This is a genomic window from Neisseria polysaccharea (assembly GCF_963392925.1).
GTDB classification, from domain to species: domain Bacteria; phylum Pseudomonadota; class Gammaproteobacteria; order Burkholderiales; family Neisseriaceae; genus Neisseria; species Neisseria polysaccharea.
In genome coordinates, this window is record NZ_CAUJNZ010000021.1 from 1 (window position 1) to 17891 (window position 17891).

Annotated in this window: 17 protein-coding genes; 11 read left to right on the top strand and 6 right to left on the bottom strand. The window is 54.0% G+C overall.

The features are described from left to right. The 5 genes from RDY34_RS09995 to RDY34_RS10015 form a co-directional block, all read left to right on the top strand. Positions 1–205, top strand: a 205-nt coding sequence (locus RDY34_RS09995; protein WP_308184566.1) for a hypothetical protein, incomplete at its 5' end; no start/stop codon positions are given. 554 nt (positions 206–759) lie between these two features. Next, entirely contained in the window at positions 760–1050 is a 291-nt protein-coding gene (locus tag RDY34_RS10000; protein WP_192369877.1) for a co-chaperone GroES, read from the top strand. A gap of 92 nt (positions 1051–1142) precedes the next feature. Then, a complete protein-coding gene (gene groL, locus RDY34_RS10005) occupies positions 1143–2777 on the top strand; it encodes a chaperonin GroEL (protein ID WP_308184567.1) in 1635 nt (544 codons plus the stop codon). Between the two features lie 701 nt (positions 2778–3478). Beyond that, positions 3479–5014 (top strand): sodium-dependent transporter, encoded by a 1536-nt coding sequence (locus RDY34_RS10010; protein ID WP_308075192.1) that lies wholly within the window; start codon positions 3479–3481, stop codon positions 5012–5014. Beyond that, the gene (locus RDY34_RS10015; RefSeq protein WP_301818856.1) at positions 5011–5103 is read left to right on the top strand and encodes a methionine/alanine import family NSS transporter small subunit; all 93 of its coding nucleotides are present in this window, start codon (positions 5011–5013) and stop codon (positions 5101–5103) included. Before RDY34_RS10010 ends, RDY34_RS10015 begins: the two co-directional genes overlap by 4 nt. Positions 5104–5154: 51 nt before the next feature. On the opposite strand, the gene RDY34_RS10020 is transcribed toward RDY34_RS10015, so the two are convergent. The 3 genes from RDY34_RS10020 to lptM form a co-directional block, all read right to left on the bottom strand. Next, on the bottom strand, positions 5155–5589 hold the full coding sequence (locus tag RDY34_RS10020) for a toxin-antitoxin system YwqK family antitoxin (RefSeq protein WP_308074484.1): 435 nt from the start codon (positions 5587–5589) through the stop codon (positions 5155–5157). Positions 5590–5768: 179 nt separating this feature from the next. After that, complete coding sequence (gene lysA / locus RDY34_RS10025) at positions 5769–7013, bottom strand: diaminopimelate decarboxylase (protein WP_308074485.1); 1245 nt, start codon at positions 7011–7013, stop codon at positions 5769–5771. Between the two features lie 10 nt (positions 7014–7023). After that, positions 7024–7194 (bottom strand): LPS translocon maturation chaperone LptM, encoded by a 171-nt coding sequence (lptM, locus tag RDY34_RS10030; RefSeq protein ID WP_002246479.1) that lies wholly within the window; start codon positions 7192–7194, stop codon positions 7024–7026. A 70-nt stretch (positions 7195–7264) separates the two neighbouring features. Here lptM and cyaY point away from each other — a divergent pair, with 70 nt between their 5' ends. From cyaY to mnmE, 6 genes are all read left to right on the top strand, one after another. Continuing rightward, complete coding sequence (gene cyaY, locus RDY34_RS10035; protein ID WP_003711158.1) at positions 7265–7588, top strand: iron donor protein CyaY; 324 nt, start codon at positions 7265–7267, stop codon at positions 7586–7588. Positions 7589–7620: 32 nt separating this feature from the next. Beyond that, positions 7621–8040, top strand: a complete 420-nt coding sequence (locus tag RDY34_RS10040; RefSeq protein WP_308074486.1) for a DUF2251 domain-containing protein — start codon at positions 7621–7623, stop codon at positions 8038–8040. Between the two features lie 21 nt (positions 8041–8061). Continuing rightward, positions 8062–8568 (top strand): S-ribosylhomocysteine lyase, encoded by a 507-nt coding sequence (luxS, locus tag RDY34_RS10045; RefSeq protein WP_107819167.1) that lies wholly within the window; start codon positions 8062–8064, stop codon positions 8566–8568. A gap of 133 nt (positions 8569–8701) precedes the next feature. Then, positions 8702–8920, top strand: coding sequence for a hypothetical protein (locus RDY34_RS10050; RefSeq protein ID WP_308074515.1), 219 nt, complete (start codon positions 8702–8704; stop codon positions 8918–8920). Positions 8921–9113: 193 nt separating this feature from the next. Then, on the top strand, positions 9114–11804 hold the full coding sequence (gene glnE, locus RDY34_RS10055; RefSeq protein WP_308074487.1) for a bifunctional [glutamate--ammonia ligase]-adenylyl-L-tyrosine phosphorylase/[glutamate--ammonia-ligase] adenylyltransferase: 2691 nt from the start codon (positions 9114–9116) through the stop codon (positions 11802–11804). 210 nt (positions 11805–12014) lie between these two features. Continuing rightward, positions 12015–13361 (top strand): tRNA uridine-5-carboxymethylaminomethyl(34) synthesis GTPase MnmE, encoded by a 1347-nt coding sequence (gene mnmE, locus RDY34_RS10060; RefSeq protein ID WP_308074488.1) that lies wholly within the window; start codon positions 12015–12017, stop codon positions 13359–13361. A gap of 463 nt (positions 13362–13824) precedes the next feature. Here the strand turns inward: mnmE and RDY34_RS10065 are convergent, their stop codons facing one another. The 3 genes from RDY34_RS10065 to RDY34_RS10075 form a co-directional block, all read right to left on the bottom strand. Further along, a complete protein-coding gene (locus RDY34_RS10065; RefSeq protein ID WP_308074489.1) occupies positions 13825–13971 on the bottom strand; it encodes a hypothetical protein in 147 nt (48 codons plus the stop codon). 484 nt (positions 13972–14455) lie between these two features. Further along, positions 14456–16882, bottom strand: coding sequence for a hemoglobin-haptoglobin-utilization protein HupB (gene hupB, locus RDY34_RS10070; protein WP_308074490.1), 2427 nt, complete (start codon positions 16880–16882; stop codon positions 14456–14458). A 30-nt stretch (positions 16883–16912) separates the two neighbouring features. Continuing rightward, on the bottom strand, positions 16913–17891 hold a 979-nt coding region (locus tag RDY34_RS10075), incomplete at its 5' end, for a transferrin-binding protein-like solute binding protein (RefSeq protein WP_308184568.1).

Below are 17891 nucleotides of genomic sequence, written 5' to 3' on the forward strand. Positions count from 1 at the left end.
GGGGGGGGGGATTTTTGCAAAGCTGATTATCGTTTTTATTTGCGAAGTGTTGTTTTTTGTTGACAGGTTTTGTCGGAAATGTAAAAAACGGCGGAAATATAGTGGATTAACAAATGCGGGAATGACGAAAAGCAACTTTTCCGCGTCATTCCCGCAAAAGCGGGAATCTAGAACCCCTAACGCGGCAGGAATCTATCGGAAATGACTGAAACCGAATAGACTGGATTCCCGCCTGCGCGGGAATGACGAAAAGCAACCTTTCCGCGTCCTTCCCGCGAAAGCGGGAATCTAGGAACTCAAAGCTGCAAGAATTTATCAGAAACAACTGGAACTCAAAAAAACTAGATTCCCGCCTGCGCGGGAATGACGAAGCCTGCGTGGGAATGACGAAGGGTTAAAGAAATGACGAGAAACGGCGGTAATTTATCGGGAATAACCGAAAACGAACGGAAATCAGGACAAGGCGACGAAGCCGCAGACAGTACAAATAGTACGGAATCGATTCACTTGGTGCTTGAGCACCTTAGAGAATCGTTCTCTTTGAGCTAAGGCGAGGCAATGCTGTACCGGTTTTTGTTAGTCCACTATAAAAAACGGCGGAAATAAATTTTTTTCCGCCTCACTTGAATTTGCCCGCACACACCCTAATTTTGCCGACTTATACGGGCAGCCGCCTGACGGCAGCCCGGTTTCCACTTCAATCTGTCCGAACCGTTCGGGCAGATGATTGTTTTCAAACCATTTTATCGGAGCATAGATATGACCATCCGTCCTTTACACGACCGCGTTGTCGTCAAACGCTTGGAAGCTGAAGAAAAAACCGCATCGGGCATCGTTTTGCCGGGTGCGGTCGCCGAAAAACCCGATATGGGCGAAGTCATCGCCGTGGGTGCGGGCAAAATCGGTAAAGACGGCGCGCGCCGTCCGCTGGATGTCAAAGTCGGCGACAAAATCATCTTCGGCAAATACAGCGGCCAAACCGTCAAAGCCGACGGCGAAGAGCTGTTGGTGATGCGCGAAGAAGATATTTTCGGCATCGTTGAAAAATAAATACGGACACGGTGCCGTCTGAAACGGCAAACCGCCTTCAGACGGCATAAACGGTTTTATCAGACAGTTTTAATGATTTTTGGAGAATTGAAATGGCAGCAAAAGACGTACAGTTCGGCAATGAAGTCCGCCAAAAAATGGTAAACGGCGTGAACATTTTGGCAAACGCCGTGCGCGTAACCCTGGGTCCCAAAGGCCGCAACGTGGTGGTTGACCGCGCATTCGGCGGCCCGCACATCACCAAAGACGGCGTAACCGTCGCCAAAGAAATCGAACTGAAAGACAAGTTTGAAAATATGGGCGCGCAAATGGTGAAAGAAGTCGCGTCCAAAACCAACGACGTGGCGGGCGACGGTACGACTACCGCCACCGTATTGGCACAATCCATCGTTGCCGAAGGTATGAAATACGTTACCGCCGGTATGAATCCGACCGACCTGAAACGCGGTATCGACAAAGCCGTTGCCGCTTTGGTTGACGAGCTGAAAAACATCGCCAAACCTTGCGACACTTCTAAAGAAATCGCCCAAGTCGGCTCTATTTCTGCCAACTCTGACGAACAAGTCGGTGCGATTATCGCCGAAGCAATGGAAAAAGTCGGCAAAGAAGGCGTGATTACCGTTGAAGACGGCAAATCTTTGGAAAACGAATTGGACGTAGTTGAAGGTATGCAGTTCGACCGCGGCTACCTGTCTCCTTACTTCATCAACGACGCTGAAAAACAAATCGCCGGCTTGGACAGCCCGTTTGTTTTGTTGTTCGACAAAAAAATCAGCAACATCCGCGACCTGCTGCCTGTTTTGGAACAAGTGGCGAAAGCCAGCCGTCCGCTGTTGATTATCGCTGAAGACGTAGAAGGCGAAGCCTTGGCGACTTTGGTGGTGAACAACATCCGCGGTATTCTGAAAACCGTTGCCGTGAAAGCTCCGGGCTTCGGCGACCGCCGCAAAGCGATGTTGCAAGACATCGCCATCCTGACCGGCGGCACGGTGATTTCCGAAGAAGTCGGCCTGTCTCTGGAAAAAGCAACTTTGGACGATTTGGGTCAAGCCAAACGCATCGAAATCGGTAAAGAAAACACTACCATCATCGACGGCTTCGGCGACGCTGCCCAAATCGAAGCGCGTGTTGCCGAAATCCGCCAACAAATCGAAACCGCAACCAGCGATTACGACAAAGAAAAACTGCAAGAGCGCGTTGCCAAACTGGCAGGCGGCGTAGCAGTAATCAAAGTTGGTGCAGCTACCGAAGTCGAAATGAAAGAGAAAAAAGACCGCGTGGAAGACGCGCTGCACGCTACCCGCGCAGCCGTTGAAGAAGGCGTGGTTGCAGGCGGCGGCGTAGCCCTGTTGCGCGCCCGTGCCGCTCTGGAAAACCTGCACACCGGCAATGCCGACCAAGACGCAGGCGTACAAATCGTCTTGCGCGCCGTCGAGTCTCCTCTGCGCCAAATCGTTGCCAACGCAGGCGGCGAACCTAGCGTGGTTGTAAACAAAGTGTTGGAAGGCGAAGGCAACTACGGTTACAACGCTGGCAGCGGCGAATACGGCGACATGATTGAAATGGGCGTACTCGACCCTGCCAAAGTAACCCGTTCCGCGCTGCAACACGCCGCGTCTATCGCCGGTCTGATGCTGACCACAGACTGCATGATCGCTGAAATCCCTGAAGAAAAACCGGCTATGCCTGATATGGGCGGCATGGGTGGTATGGGCGGCATGATGTAAGCAATGCCGTCTGAAGCCTTCAGACAACAAACCGCACGGTCAACGCCGTGCGGTTTTTTTGCGAATAAGTGCAGCTAAGGCGCAAACCTTAAAATTATAGTGGATTAAATTTAAACCAGTACGGCGTTGCCTCGCCTTAGCTCAAAGAGAACGATTCTCTAAGGTGCTGAAGCACCAAGTGAATCGGTTCCGTACTATTTGTACTGTCTGCGGCTTCGTCGCCTTGTCCTGATTTTTGTTAATCCACTATATTTCCCGCCATCCCAAAAACGAAGAGCGGCAGGAATTTATCGGAAAAACAGCAACCTTTCCGCTGTCATTCCCGCGAAAGCGGGAATCTAGGTTCGTCCGGTTTCGGTTATTTCCGATAGATTCCTGCCGCGTTGGGGGTCTGGATTCCCGCCTACGCGGGAATGACGGGACTTTAGGTTTTTGTTTTTCTGTTTTTGCGGGAATGACGGGGAAGTTGGCGGTTGTTTCTTATGGAGTGGTTTTTGTATCTGGATAAAAAATTTTTTCGTTTTCAAGCCTTCACCGCTTGCCATCGGCGTTAAATTTTTTTACGATAAGCACATAGATTGTAAACAATCGGCCACAAGCCGGTTTGTTTTTTCAGAAGACATTATCCCTGTCAGACGCTGTTTCTATATATGTTTGCCTATAACGGCTTGTTTTTAATAAATAATTCAAGAGGTATCAACGTGTCTGATTCCAAAACGAAAGAACGCGCCACATTCGGCACGCGCCGCGCGTTTATGATTGCCGCCATCGGGTCCGCCGTCGGCTTGGGCAATATTTGGCGTTTCCCCTATATTGCTTTTGAAAACGGCGGCGGCGCGTTCATCCTGCCTTATCTGGTCGCGCTTCTGACGGCGGGCATCCCGCTGTTGCTGCTTGATTATGCCATCGGCCACCGTTACCGTGGTTCTGCGCCCTTGGCTTTCCGCCGCCTCGGACGCTGGTTTGAACCAGTAGGCTGGTGGAATGTGATGACCAATATCGTCATCTGCATCTATTACGCAGTGATTATCGGTTGGTCGGCAAGTTATGTTTATTATTCGTTCAATGCGGCATGGGGTGTTAATCCGCAAGACTTCTTCTTTAAAGACTTCCTGAATATGGCCGGGCCTGAGGCTTTGGGATTGGATTTTGTCGGTAAAGTTGTCGGGCCGTTAGTCGGCGTATGGGTTTTCACATCGGTCATTATGGCTTTGGGCGTGCAAAAAGGCGTGGCTGGCGCATCGTCTTTCTTTATGCCGTTGCTTGTAATCATGTTCTTGATTATGGTCGGCATTTCACTGACCCTGCCGGGTGCGGCAAAGGGCTTGGACGCATTGTTTACGCCCGACTGGTCGAAACTCGCCGATTCCAAGGTCTGGGTTGCGGCATACGGGCAGATTTTCTTTTCGCTTTCCATCTGCTTCGGCATTATGGTTACCTATTCTTCTTATTTGAAGAAAAAAACCGACTTGGGCGGAACGGGGCTGGTGGTCGGTTTTGCCAACAGCAGCTTTGAACTGCTCGCGGGCATCGGCGTGTTTGCCGCATTGGGCTTTATGGCGCAGGCGGGCGGTAAGGCGGTCAACGAGGTTGCCTCCGGCGGCATCGGTTTGGCGTTTATCGCCTTTCCGACCATTATTAACCAGGCGCCGATGGGCTGGCTGATCGGCATATTGTTTTTCGGTTCGCTGGTGTTCGCCGGCGTTACGTCGATGATTTCTATTCTTGAGGTCATTGTGGCGGCGATTCAGGACAAGCTGAACATCGGGCGCGTCAACGCCACGCTGCTGGTCTGTATCCCTATGGGCATTGTTTCCACGCTGTTGTTCGGTACGGCGACGGGGCTGCCGGTTTTGGACGTGATGGATAAATTCGTCAACACCTACGGCATTGTTGCCGCCGGCTTTGTTTATGTTGCCGCCATCATCATCAGCGGCAGGCTGCCGGAATTACGCAGGCATCTGAACGCTTTGTCCTCCATTCGCGTCGGCGGCTTGTGGACGGCCTGCGTCGTGTTTACCGTCGTGATGCTCGGCTATATGCTGTATCAGGACACCGCCGGATTGTTGGAGAAAAACTACGGCGACTATCCGGATGGTTTCCTCAATATTTTCGGCTGGGGGATGTCGGCGGCGTTGGTCGTGTTCGGGCTGCTGCTGTCGCTGCTGCCTTGGAAGCACGGTCAGGATTTTAATGTCAAAGACGAACACGAACATGAACAAGGAGAAGAAAAATGAGTACTTCCGCCATTGTGATGATGGTTGCCGCCATCGCGGTGATTTGGGGCGGGCTGCTGCTTTCCCTGTTAAGGCTGCCGAACGAGTAAGCCTTTAGAGCGTTAAAAATGCCGTCTGAAGCCTTCAGACGGCATTTGCCTTTACGGCTGCCATTCGCGTTCCACCTTGCCCGACGCATCCAAAGTTTGCGCTCGGATGATATGCCCGTCCCGGTACAGGATGCGCGTCCGCAATATGCCCTGTTCGGTATAGCCTTGCGACCAACCTTGCGCCACGCCGTTTTCAACCGGCGTGTGCGAATGCAGTTTGCCGTTTGGGTGGTAAATATCGACAAAGCGGTCGAACACGCCGTTTTTGACGATGCTTTTCAAGACGCGCCCGTTTGAAGAACGGATGCTGTACGCGCCGTCCGGCGTGCCTGAAGGCGGCCGGCTGTATGGGTTGGCGGGTTGGATGGGCGCGCTTTTCGGCAGGGTGTGAAGCGGCGGCCGGTCGGAGGGAAGGGCGGTGCAGCCCGCCGAAAGGAGGGCGGCGGACAAAGCGGCAAGCAGGAGGATAATCGGGGCGTGCTTCATTTCAATTCCTTAGATATTGCACCCCATAAAAGGGGCGCGTAATTTTTTCAACAATTCCCTTCGTCAGCCGGGCGAGGTGAGGATTTGTTGCGTCGTCATTTGAAAACAGGCTGTGTTTGAATATTCCGCCGATGCGGCTCTAAGATGTAACTTTAAACGGACAATGCCGTCTGAAGGCTTCAGACGGCATTTTGATGTTCGGCTTGCAGGCAGGCGAGTTCGTTTGCCATTTGCTGTTCTAAGGTTTCGCGTCGGCGGATGAGTCGGTATCCGCCGCCGTCAACCAATACTTCCGCCGCACGGTTGCGTGCGTTGTAATTGCTCGCCATGCTGGCTCCGTATGCGCCCGCGCTGCGGATAAGCAGCAAATCGCCTTCTTCGCAGGCGATGGTGCGGTCTTTGCCGAGGAAGTCGCCGGTTTCACAAATCGGGCCGACGATGTTGGCGGTCAGCGGCGCGATGTTTTTTGGTTCTACCGCTTCGATGTGGTGGTAGGCATCATATAGGGCTGGGCGCATCAAATCGTTCATCGCCGCATCGACCATCACAAAGTTTTTCTCTTCGCCGTGTTTGACAAACTCGACGCGCGTCAGCAACGCGCCTGCGTTGCCGACCAAGCTGCGGCCGGGTTCGAGGATGAGTTTCAGACGGCGTGTGCCGATCAGTTTTTGAACCGCTTGGGCATACGCGCCCAAATCGGGGACGCTTTCGTCTTGGTAAACAATGCCGACGCCGCCGCCTAAGTCCAAATGTTCCAAAACAATGCCTTCGGCGGCAAGCGCGTCAACCAAAATCAAAATGCGTTCGCAGGCTTCGACCAGCGGGCTTAAGTCGGTCAGTTGCGAACCGATGTGGCAGTCGATGCCGATGATTTTCAAATTGGGCTGTTGTGCGACGTGGCGGTAGGCTTTGAGTGCGTCGGCGTAGGCGATGCCGAATTTGTTGGCTTTCAGACCGGTGGAGATGTAGGGATGGGTTTTGGCATCGACATCGGGATTGACGCGCAGGGAGACGGACGCGGTTTTGCCCAAACGCGCGGCAACTTTTTGAATGCGGTCGATTTCGGGGATGCTTTCCATATTGAAGCATTTCACGCCGGCATTCAGGGCGAACTCGATTTCTGCCTCGCTTTTGCCCACGCCTGAAAATATGGTTTTTGCCGCATCGCCGCCTGCCGCCAAAACGCGTGCCAATTCGCCGCCGGACACAATGTCAAAACCGCTCCCCAAAGAAGCAAAGTGTTTGATGATGCTCAGGTTGCCATTGGCTTTAACCGCATAGCAGACGAGCGGGGAGAGCTCGGCAAAGGCAGTTTGGTAGTGTTCAAATGCTTCGGTCAGCGCGGATTGGCTGTACACATAAAGCGGCGTGCCGAATTCTTCGGCAAGGTGGGGGTAGGGGACTTGTTCGCAAAATAGGGTCATGTTTTCGTTTTCATTTTTGGGTTTGTGAAGCGGATTGCGGTTTGCTTTGAAGTTGCAAACCGGTTTGGATTACGCCGAAACGCGCCTTGTCGCCTTCTTTGGGCAGGTAGAGGTCGCCTTTGTAACCGCAGGCCGAGAGCAGGAGGGCGGTTGCCGCCGCAAAAAATACGCCGTATTTCATCGGTAAACTTCCTTCATAAGCGCGAATGTGGCAAGATTCGGCATCTTAAACAAAAAACACGCAAAAAGCTATGATGACCGAAAGCGAGTTTATCCGCGCGAGCGAAGCATTATTCGAACACATCGAAGACCAAATCGACGAAAACGGCTGGGATTTCGACTGCCGGTTTGCCGGAAACGTCCTGACCATCGAAGCCGGAGACGGCACGCAAATCATCGTCAACCGCCACACGCCCAATCAGGAATTGTGGATTGCCGCAAAAAGCGGCGGCTACCATTTCGCCGAACAAAACGGCAAATGGCTGGCAACGCGCGACAGCCGCGATTTTTATGATGTTTTAAACGAAGCCCTGAGCGCGGCTTCAGGCGAAGCGGTGGCAATTGCCGAATTGTGATTCAATTTTCGATATAAAAAGATTGTTACCCAATGGCACAATTACCTCTATATCGGACTGCCGAAATCGGAAATTTTACTGTCGGTACGCCCGAAGTTTTACAATCATTTTTCGAACATGTCCCTTATGGTGTCGTCTTTGAAGACGACGGCGACACAGGCTACTTCTATGCCGCTTCGCAAGACGGGATTCTAGATGCCTTGCACATCTACAATGTCGAAGATGTATCCGACAAACATATCCCCAATCATGTTTTGATCTTATGGGACGAAGCCTGCACTTTGGCAGCTTTGTGCATCAACGACTACATCCATGCCGTCTATGATTTTGTCGCGCAGGCAGGATATTGCCGCAACGGCTTCCCTGAGGCACACGAAGAATGGGTGAAAGTCGAAAACCGCGTCTTGGACGATGAATTGCTGGACAAACTCCTCTCCCGAAAATCTACATAACCCACTCAAAAGGATAACAAAATGCCCCTGTTAGACAGTTTCAAAGTCGACCACACCCGTATGCACGCCCCCGCCGTACGCGTGGCGAAAACCATGACCACGCCCAAAGGCGACACCATTACCGTATTCGACCTGCGCTTTTGCGTTCCCAACAAAGAAATCCTGCCCGAAAAAGGCATACACACGCTGGAGCATTTGTTTGCAGGCTTTATGCGTGACCACTTAAACGGCAACGGCGTGGAAATCATCGACATTTCCCCGATGGGCTGCCGCACCGGTTTCTACATGAGCCTTATCGGCACGCCTTCCGAGCAGCAGGTTGCCGATGCGTGGCTGGCTTCGATGCAGGATGTTTTGAATGTCAAAGACCAAAGCAAAATTCCCGAGCTGAACGAATACCAATGCGGCACTTATCTGATGCACTCGCTCGCCGAAGCGCAACAAATCGCCCAAAACGTGTTGGCGCGCAAAGTGGCGGTTAACCGAAACGACGATTTGGCTTTGGATGAAAGCCTGCTGAACGCTTAATCTATCTGTTTTGAAATGCCGTCTGAAAGTCAGAATCTGTCTTCAGACGGCATTTTGTTTTCCGACAGTTTATAAACTGTCGTTATTTCTTGACAGAAACAACGACCTTATTTATTTGAAACGATTGGAGGACATGATTATGGGCTTTGGGGATAGCGCGGCAAAAGCAGCAAAAGCAGTAGGCGAGGGAATGATTGAAGCAGCCAATGAGCATAAGGCGTTGAAAATGGAATATGCGGAGAAATCAAGTGAGGAGCTGCATGAAATCGTAAAGAGTGATGGTTTTTTTAAAAATTCCACACGAGAGAAAGGTGCAGCTTATGCTGTTTTAAAAGAGCGTGGTGAGGTTTGAACAGGAAACGGCGGCATTTGCCGCTGTTTTTTTATCGGTAGGTATCCGTCCGAATATCGGGGCAAGGTTTCAGACGGCATCGAAGGTTGCTATGATATAGTGGCTTGACTTTAAACCGGTACGGCTCCGCCTTGCCCTGATTTGAAGTGAATCCGCCATCATCTTCCCGTCATTCTTCCAAACGGAATCCGAAATGTCCGACAACCGCCTCGACACCGCCCGCCGCCATTCCCTGTTCCTTGTCCGCCAGCTCGACAACGGCAAACTCAAGCCCGAAATTTTCCTACCCATGCTGGACAAGGTGTTGACCGAAGCAGATTTCCAAGCTTTTGCCGATTGGGACAAAATCCGCGCAGAAGAAAACGAGGAAGAATTGGCGCGGCAGTTGCGCGAGTTGCGCCGTTATGTGGTGTCGCAGATTATCGTGCGCGATATAAACCGCATCAGCGATTTGAACGAAGTAACCCGTACGATTACGCTGTTTGCCGATTTTGCCATCAATACCGCGTTGGACTTTGCCTACGTCTATTATCGGGACATGTACGGCACGCCGATCGGGCGTTATACGAAATCGCCGCAGCATTTGAGCGTGGTGGCGATGGGCAAGGCGGGCGGTTATGAGTTGAATGTGTCTTCCGACATCGATTTGATTTTCGTCTATCCCGAATCGGGCGACACCGACGGCAGGCGCGAACGGGGCAATCAGGAGTTTTTCACCAAAGTCGGGCAGAAACTGATTACGCTGCTGAATGACATCACCGCCGACGGGCAAGTGTTCCGCGTCGATATGCGGCTACGGCCGGACGGCGATTCCGGTGCGCTGGTATTGAGCGAAACCGCACTGGAGCAATACCTGATTACGCAGGGGCGCGAATGGGAACGCTACGCATGGTGCAAAGGCCGCGTGGTTACACCGTATCCGAACGACATCAAATCGCTGGTGCGCCCTTTCGTATTCCGCAAATATCTGGATTACGGCGCGTATGAGGCGATGCGTAACCTACACCGCCAAATCCGCAGCGAAGTCAGCAAAAAAGGCATGGCGGACAACATCAAACTCGGCGCAGGCGGCATCCGCGAAGTCGAATTTATCGCCCAGATTTTCCAGATGATACGCGGTGGACAAATGTGCGCGCTGCAACTGAAAGGCACGCAGGAAACGCTGAAAAAACTTGCCGAGCTGGGCATCATGCCGTCTGAAAACGTCGAAACCCTGCTCGCCGCCTACCGCTTCCTGCGCGACGTCGAACACCGCCTGCAATACTGGGACGACCGGCAAACCCAAACCCTGCCGACCTCGCCCGAACAGCGGCAACTGCTCGCCGAAAGCATGGGTTTCGACAGTTATGTCGCTTTTTCAGACGGCCTCAATGTGCATCGGAACAAAGTCAATCAGTTGTTCAACGAAATTTTGAGCGAACCCGAAGAACAAACGCAAAGCAACAGCGAATGGCAATGGACATGGCAGGACAAACCCGACGAAGAAGGGCGGCGATGCCGTCTGAAGGCGCACGGGTTCGATGCCGAAACTATCGCCGCAAGGCTCGACCAAATCCGGCACGGTCATAAATACCGCCATCTTTCCGCACACGCCCAGCCGCGTTTCGATGCGGTTGTGCCGTTGTTGGTACAGGCTGCGGCGGCGCAAGCCAACCCGACCGACACGCTGATGCGGCTGTTGGACTTCCTCGAAAACATCAGCCGCCGCTCCGCCTATCTCGCCTTCCTCAACGAACATCCGCAAACCCTGGCGCAACTCGCGCAGATTATGAGCCAAAGCTCATGGGGGGCGGCGTATCTGAACAAATATCCGATTTTGTTGGACGAACTCATCAGCGCGCAGCTTTTGGATACCGCGTTTGATTGGCAGGCACTCGCCGCCGCCCTTTCAGACGGCATCGAAGCCTGCGGCGGCGATACCGAAGCGCAAATGGACACGCTGCGCCATTTCCAACACGCCCAAGTCTTCCGCCTCGCCGTCCAAGACCTCGCCGGACTGTGGACGGTAGAATCCCTCTCCGACCAACTCTCCGCCCTCGCCGACACCATCCTCGCCGCCGCCCTGCCGTGCGCGTGGGTGGACATGCCCAAAAAACACCGCGATACCCCGCAATTCGCCATCGTCGGCTACGGCAAACTCGGCGGCAAAGAACTCGGCTACGCCTCCGACCTCGACCTCGTCTATCTCTACGACGATCCCCATCCCGACGCAGGCGACGTGTACAGCCGCCTCGCCCGCCGCCTGACCAACTGGCTTTCCGCCGCCACCGGCGCAGGCAGCCTCTACGAAACCGACCTGCGCCTGCGCCCCAACGGCGACGCCGGCTTCCTCGCCCACAGCATCGCCGCCTTCGAAAAATACCAGCGTGAAAACGCATGGACGTGGGAACACCAATCCCTTACTCGTGCCCGCTTCATCTGCGGCACACCCGAAATTCAGACGGCATTCGACCGCATCCGCACCGAAATCCTCACCGCCGAACGCGACCAAACCGCCTTGGCAGGCGAAATCATCGAAATGCGCGAAAAAATGTTCCCCACCCATCCACCGGTTGACAGCAATGTCAAATACGCGCGCGGCGGCGTGGTCGACGTCGAATTTATCGTCCAATATCTGATACTTGCCCATGCCCGCCAGTATCCGCAACTCCTCGATAATTACGGCAACATCGCCCTCTTGAACATCGCCGCCGACTGCGGCCTCATCGACAAAACCCTCGCCGAACAAAGCCGCACCGCCTACCGCTTCTACCGCCAGCAACAGCACAACACCAAACTGCGCGACGCGGCAAAAACCGAAGTAAGCGACGAATTACTGTCCCACTACGGCAATGTCAGGAAATTGTGGCGGGAAGTGTTCGGCGAAGAAGCCAAAACGCTTTGAGCTTAAAGCAAGTTCAGATAAGAACGCCCATGCCGCGAGGGCATTCGATACGACAGAAACGCACTGTAGCGGCGGGTTTCACACCTGCCCAAACTACGTCCGTTCCGACATCTTCCAAGCGACCGTAAAAAATGCCGTCTGAAAGCCGAACCGTCGGACTTCAGACGGCATTTGCTATAATCGCGGCTGTTTTGAATTTTCGGGGGTTTTATGTCGGATAACGTTCCAACGATTGCGGCAGTCGCTACCGCACCAGGGCGCGGCGGCGTGGGTGTGATACGCATATCGGGGAAAAACCTGTTGCCGATGGCAGAGGCTTTGTGCGGAAAAACGCCCAAGCCGCGCGTGGCAACCTATGCTGATTTTACGGGCGCGGACGGACAGGCAATCGACAGTGGGCTTTTGCTGTTTTTTGCCGCACCGGCAAGTTTTACGGGCGAAGATGTCATCGAGCTTCAGGGACACGGCGGGCCGGTGGTGATGGATATGCTGCTGAACCGCTGTTTGGAATTGGGCGCGCGCCTTGCCGAACCGGGCGAGTTTACCAAACGTGCGTTTTTGAACGACAAACTGGACTTGGCACAGGCGGAAGGCGTGGCGGATTTGATTGACGCATCCAGCCGTTCGGCGGCGCGTCTGGCGTTGCGCTCGCTCAAGGGCGATTTTTCGCGGCGGATACACGGTCTGGTCGAAGATTTGATTACTTTGCGGATGCTGGTCGAAGCGACGCTGGATTTTCCCGAGGAAGACATTGATTTTCTCGAAGCGGCGGATGCGCGCGGCAAATTGGACGGCTTGCGCCGCGCCGTGGATGATGTGCTTGCCAACGCGCAGCAGGGCGCGATTTTGCGCGAAGGTCTGAATGTCGTATTGGTCGGCGCGCCGAATGTGGGCAAGTCGAGCCTGCTGAACGCGTTGGCGGGCGACGAAGTGGCGATTGTTACCGATATTGCCGGAACGACGCGCGACGCAGTCAGGGAACGTATCCTGATTGACGGCGTGCCGGTGCATATTGTCGATACGGCAGGTTTGCGCGAGACGGACGACGTGGTCGAGCGTATCGGCATCGAACGCAGCCGCAAAGCCGTATCCGAAGCCGATGTCGCGCTGGTGTTGGTCGATCCGCGCGAGGGTTTGAATGAAAAGACACGGGCGATTTTGGACGCGTTGCCGCCGGAGTTGAAACGCATCGAAATCCACAGCAAATCCGATTTGCACGCACACGCGGCAGGCGGGTTCGGTACGGGCGCGGAAACCGTCATCGCGCTGTCGGCGAAAACCGGCGACGGCTTGGACGCGCTGAAACGGACGCTGTTGCGCGAGGCCGGTTGGCAGGGCGAAAGCGAAGGGCTGTTTTTGGCGCGGACGCGGCACGTCAACGCACTCAAGGCGGCGCAGGAAGAATTGTCGCTGGCGGCATTGTGCGGCAACCATCAAATCGAGCTGTTTGCCGAACACTTGCGGCTGGCGCAGGTCGCGTGCGGCGAAATCACGGGCGAGTTTACGGCGGACGACCTGCTCGGCGTGATTTTTTCGAGGTTTTGTATCGGGAAATAAGCGGGTCGGAGGCATCGTGGCGGTGTCCGGCTGAACATTCCGTTATCCCATAAAAACGGGAATCCGATCCGTTCGGTTTTGGTTTTTTGAATTTCGGGCAACGCTTGAATCTTCATTCCGCGCAGGCGGAAATTATCGGCGCGGTACGGCAACTTTTTTCGATATGAAAAGACCGTCATTTCTGTAAAAACAAAAAATCAAAAACAGAAAACTGAAATATCGTCATTCCCGCGCAGGCGGGAATCCAGCCTCGTCGGTACGGAAACTTATCGGGAAAACGGTTTCTTTAGATTTTACGTCCTAGATTCCCGCTTTTGCGGGAATGACGGTGGGAAAGTTTCCGTGCCGGTTTGAACCGGTGGGGATGGTGCGGGAATGACGGCGTAAAAGTGGGCTGTGGGGCGGGAATGGCGGGCTGTAGGGCAGGATGTAGGGTGGGCTTCAGCCCACCAACCCAACCCAACTAAACCAATCCGCCAATCCCATCATTTCCGCCGTTTTCAGACGGCATTGGTTTGTCGGCACAAGTCGGCGCGTAACGGCACAGGTAAGATTGGTGGAATGGTTGGGTTGGTGGGCTGAAGCCCACCCTACAGCCTGCTCTATACATCTGCCTTATGTGAATACCTAAACCGTCATTCCCGCGCAGGCGGGAATCCAGCCTCGTCGGCACGGAAACTTATCGGGAAAACGGTTTCTTTAGATTTTACGTCCTAGATTCCCACTTTCGCGAGAATGACGGGATTAAAGTTTTAAATAACTGGAACTTAACGAACTAGATTCCCACTTTCGTGGGAATGACGGGATGTAGGTTCGTAGGAATGACGTGGTGCAGGTTTCCGTGCGGATAGCTTCGTCATTCCCGCGCAGGCGGGAATCCAGGTTCGTTGAGTTTCAGTCATTTCCGATAAATTCTTGCAGCTTTGCGTTTCTAGATTCCCACTTCCGTGGGAATGACGGAGAGTTGCGGGAATGACGGAGAGTTGCGGGATTGGGCTTGGTACAAGCCTGAAAGTGGGCGGCGGTGCGACTATAAAAAATGCCGTCTGAAACCCAAATCATCGGGTTTCAGACGGCATTGGCACATCAGGAGCTTAGAACTTCGCTTCGATGGTGAAATTGTAGCTCCTGCCCGGCGAGGTAAAGCGTTGGATGCCGGCGTGGGTTTTGTTGTCAACGCGGTTGACCGTGCCGAACTCGCGGATGCTGCGTAAAGATTCCCAAGTGTAGTACTGCTTGTTGGTAATGTTGTACGCGGCGGCGCGGAGCGTAACCTGTTTGCCGATGTTGAGGTAGGCGGAAAGGTCGAACAGCGTATAGGCCTTGCTGTGTTTGGCATAAGGCCACGGGTTGTTCAAGTCGTCGTTGCTGTGGACGGTGTCGGACGGCTTTTTGGCGGCGGTGCGCGTGGCGTAGGCGTTGATGCCCCAGCGTTTGGAAGGCGCGTCATAGCCCAGGCTGTAAACCGCCGTCCACGGCGAAAGCGCGTTGATGGGCGTTTCCTTGCCGTTGTTTTGCGTTGCCTTGCCCTTGATGTAGCTGACGTTGACACCGGTGTGCAGCCCTTTGGGCAGCCCGATGCTGTCGAGGTTCCAAGTGCCGTTAAACTCTATGCCTTTCACCCAGGCGGCGGTGCGGTTTTGGTTTTGCCAAACGGGCGAGCTGACCAATGCCGTGCCGTCCGAAAGCGGGGCGTATCTGGGGTTTGTCGGACTGTCTGACGAAACACCCATATACGTCAATTCGATAAAGTCGCGGTATTTGGTTTTGAAGCCCGAGAGCTTGAAGCTGCCCGCCTTGCCGCTGCCCGCCAGACCCAATTCCCAGTTTTTGGCTTTTTCGGCTTTAAGGTTGGGATTGGCTTTCAGGTAGAAATCGGGGTGCGGGAATAAGAGCCAGGTTTCGTCCGAAGTCGGCGCGCGGAAGCCGGTGCTGTATTTTGCCAACAAGTGCAGATGCTTGGTAAACCGCCAGTCGAACCCCGTGCCGTAGCTGAAGCCGGCGTGCGCGCGTTCCGAACCCAAATGGGGAATCTGCCCCCGGATGGCGGTGGTGTATTTCGGATCGTCTTTCGCGCTGCTGCTGTTTCTGTCGTAGCGTATGCCCGCATTCAGGCGGAAGCGGTCGTTGCCGCCCAAGTGAAACGCATTGTTCCAATAGGCAAATTTATATTTCGACCGGTTTTCGATCAGCATCGTGATTTTGGCTTGGTTGGAAGCGAGGATTTTTGGGGCGTACAGTTTTGCGAAATAGCTGTAATCCGAGTTGGCATTGTCCCCTCTGCCGCCGCCCAAGCCGTATTGCGCCGCCCAAACGGCTTTGGAAAAGTCGAGTTGTTTTTCAAAATCGGCAGTCCATTGCGCGGTGTTTTGGCGGATGTGCCGGAACGAATGGTAAACCTCGCCGTTGATGCCGTTTGTATCGTAATTTTTCGGGACGTCCCAAGTCCAAGTGTTCATATCGATGCGTTGTTTGTCGTAACGCAGCTTGAGGCTGTCCCACGGGCCGTGTTCCAATTCGTTTTTGTATTCGACGCCGGTGCGGCGGCGGTAGCTCACGTCTTGGCGGTGGCGGTAGTCGCCCGTCGCGGGAGAGTAAATTGTACCCACCCACAAATTAGACAGCTCGTTGGTAAAACGGTCGGTGCGCGAGTCTTCAAAAATCCAGCCGATGCGGTTGCGGTCGTTGAAATTGTAGCCCAGCTTGAACAGGGTGCTTTTGTTTACCCATTCTTGCGGGTCGGGTCGGGAGCGCGCAACCCCTGTGGCTACATAGGTCTGGTACTTGCTGAATGGTTGGGTTGGGCTGAAAACATACCCCTTGTTTTCAATTTTGACATCGCCCTCGGTCGAGCGGTTTTTGGTTTCTTTGCCGAAGCGGCGGGTATAAACCAATAAGGCATCCAAACCAAAGAGCCGGCCGGCGGCGGTGATGCTGCTGAACTTTTGGCTGTTTTTGCCGACGCTGCCGCCCTTTATCCCCAAATGGTAGGGCTTGTCTTCGGAAACATAGTCGCTTGCGGATTTGGTCTGATAATTGACTGCGCCGCCCAATGCGCCGCTGCCGGATTTGAGCGAGTCCGCGCCTTTGGTGATGGTAACTTCCGAGAAGTTTTCGGGTTCGGAAGTATTGCGGTTGGCATTGAAGTTGCCGTATGCGCCGAACAATTCTTGGAAGGCTTCAGACGACCTGCTTTCTGCTTGTGCCAGTCCGTCCACATTGATGGCGACGCGGTCTTTATCGACACCGCGTATGGTAAAGCCGTTGGAGCCCGCCCTGCCGCCTTCGACGACGGAAATGCCGGGGTCGTAGCGCATCAGGTCGTGTTCGTCGTTGACCAAGAGCTTGTCTAAGGTTTTGCGGCGGATTTTTTCTTCGCCGAGTTTTTGGGTTTTGTGCGTGCCGGTAACGGTGATTTCGTTCAGCGTTCGGGCGGACTGCGGCGCGGGGTCTGCCGCAAAGGCGGGAAACGCTTGGGCGATGGCGGCGGCAGCCAATACGGGCTTGAAGGGGATGTGCATAAGAAAACCTTTTTAAAAGCGGATGGATTATTATTTTTTGAGATGGTTGGTATCTTGAGTGGTGTCATCAAGTTTTTTTTCATAACTCACGCCGCCGAATACGGTATCGAGGGAGCGGTCGCCGTCAAAGGTGATTTTGCCGCCTATGCTGGTTTCGCTGTCGCGGTAGCCGTTGAATTTGCCAAAAAACTTGCCTTCCAAGTTGCCGGTTTTGCCGCCGGAGGTGGCAGTGCCGGAAAAGGTCAGACCGCTGATTGTTGCGTTTTCAATTTTCACATTCGGCCCGTAATCGTTGTTGCCGATGATTTCGCCTGCCAGTTTGTTGCTGTTGAAATTGGCGGTGATAAAGGAAAGGATGGGGGTGTTGGTAGGACTGAACGTATAACCACTGTTTTTCGGCGGCGTATAAGAGGAAGTAACAAATTGCCCGTTTTTGACGCGGATGCCCCAAACCTGATAAGTGATTTTGCCCTTGCCTTGGGTTTCGGGTGTGTAGGTGCCCCATGCAGGCGGCGGCGTTTTGCCGACGGGGAAGCCGCCGGCGAAGAGGTCGATTTCGCCGTTGGGGCCTATCCACGCCCCGAATTTCATATAATCCTGCTTGGTGATTTCCGCTTGGTCGGTAGCCCCGGAGTCGCTGCAACAGATAAAGATGCGGCTGCCGTCGGCAAGCCGCTGCCCGGCGTGGCGGTCGGGAATTTTGAAATCGGGGGAGGAGTAGCTGGGAGTTATGGGGTCGGCGTAGGATGAAAGGGCGTATTGCGCGCCGCCGGGTGTTTTGAAGATGAATGATTTTTCTTGTGATTCAACACCGAAATAGTTTTTTGTAACCGCCCGCTCTTGAATGGAAATGCCGGATGTGCTTCCGGTGTCGGCGGTGTTGATGTTTTCGATATTGTTGCTATCGCTTGATAACGTTACCTCGCCGGCGGGCAGCGGGGTGGCGGTGGGGATGGACACGGGGACGTGCGGTTCGGCTACCCCCCCCCCCCCCCCCCCCCCCCCCGCC

Coding starts and splice junctions, on each gene's coding strand:
- RDY34_RS10000 (WP_192369877.1), top strand. CDS start 760: ATGACCATCCGTCCTTTACACGACCGCGTTGTCGTCAAACGCTTGGAA.
- groL (WP_308184567.1), top strand. CDS start 1,143: ATGGCAGCAAAAGACGTACAGTTCGGCAATGAAGTCCGCCAAAAAATG.
- RDY34_RS10015 (WP_301818856.1), top strand. CDS start 5,011: ATGAGTACTTCCGCCATTGTGATGATGGTTGCCGCCATCGCGGTGATT.
- RDY34_RS10020 (WP_308074484.1), bottom strand. CDS start 5,589: ATGAAGCACGCCCCGATTATCCTCCTGCTTGCCGCTTTGTCCGCCGCC.
- lysA (WP_308074485.1), bottom strand. CDS start 7,013: ATGACCCTATTTTGCGAACAAGTCCCCTACCCCCACCTTGCCGAAGAA.
- lptM (WP_002246479.1), bottom strand. CDS start 7,194: ATGAAATACGGCGTATTTTTTGCGGCGGCAACCGCCCTCCTGCTCTCG.
- cyaY (WP_003711158.1), top strand. CDS start 7,265: ATGATGACCGAAAGCGAGTTTATCCGCGCGAGCGAAGCATTATTCGAA.
- RDY34_RS10040 (WP_308074486.1), top strand. CDS start 7,621: ATGGCACAATTACCTCTATATCGGACTGCCGAAATCGGAAATTTTACT.
- luxS (WP_107819167.1), top strand. CDS start 8,062: ATGCCCCTGTTAGACAGTTTCAAAGTCGACCACACCCGTATGCACGCC.
- RDY34_RS10050 (WP_308074515.1), top strand. CDS start 8,702: ATGATTATGGGCTTTGGGGATAGCGCGGCAAAAGCAGCAAAAGCAGTA.
- glnE (WP_308074487.1), top strand. CDS start 9,114: ATGTCCGACAACCGCCTCGACACCGCCCGCCGCCATTCCCTGTTCCTT.
- mnmE (WP_308074488.1), top strand. CDS start 12,015: ATGTCGGATAACGTTCCAACGATTGCGGCAGTCGCTACCGCACCAGGG.
- RDY34_RS10065 (WP_308074489.1), bottom strand. CDS start 13,971: ATGTATAGAGCAGGCTGTAGGGTGGGCTTCAGCCCACCAACCCAACCA.
- hupB (WP_308074490.1), bottom strand. CDS start 16,882: ATGCACATCCCCTTCAAGCCCGTATTGGCTGCCGCCGCCATCGCCCAA.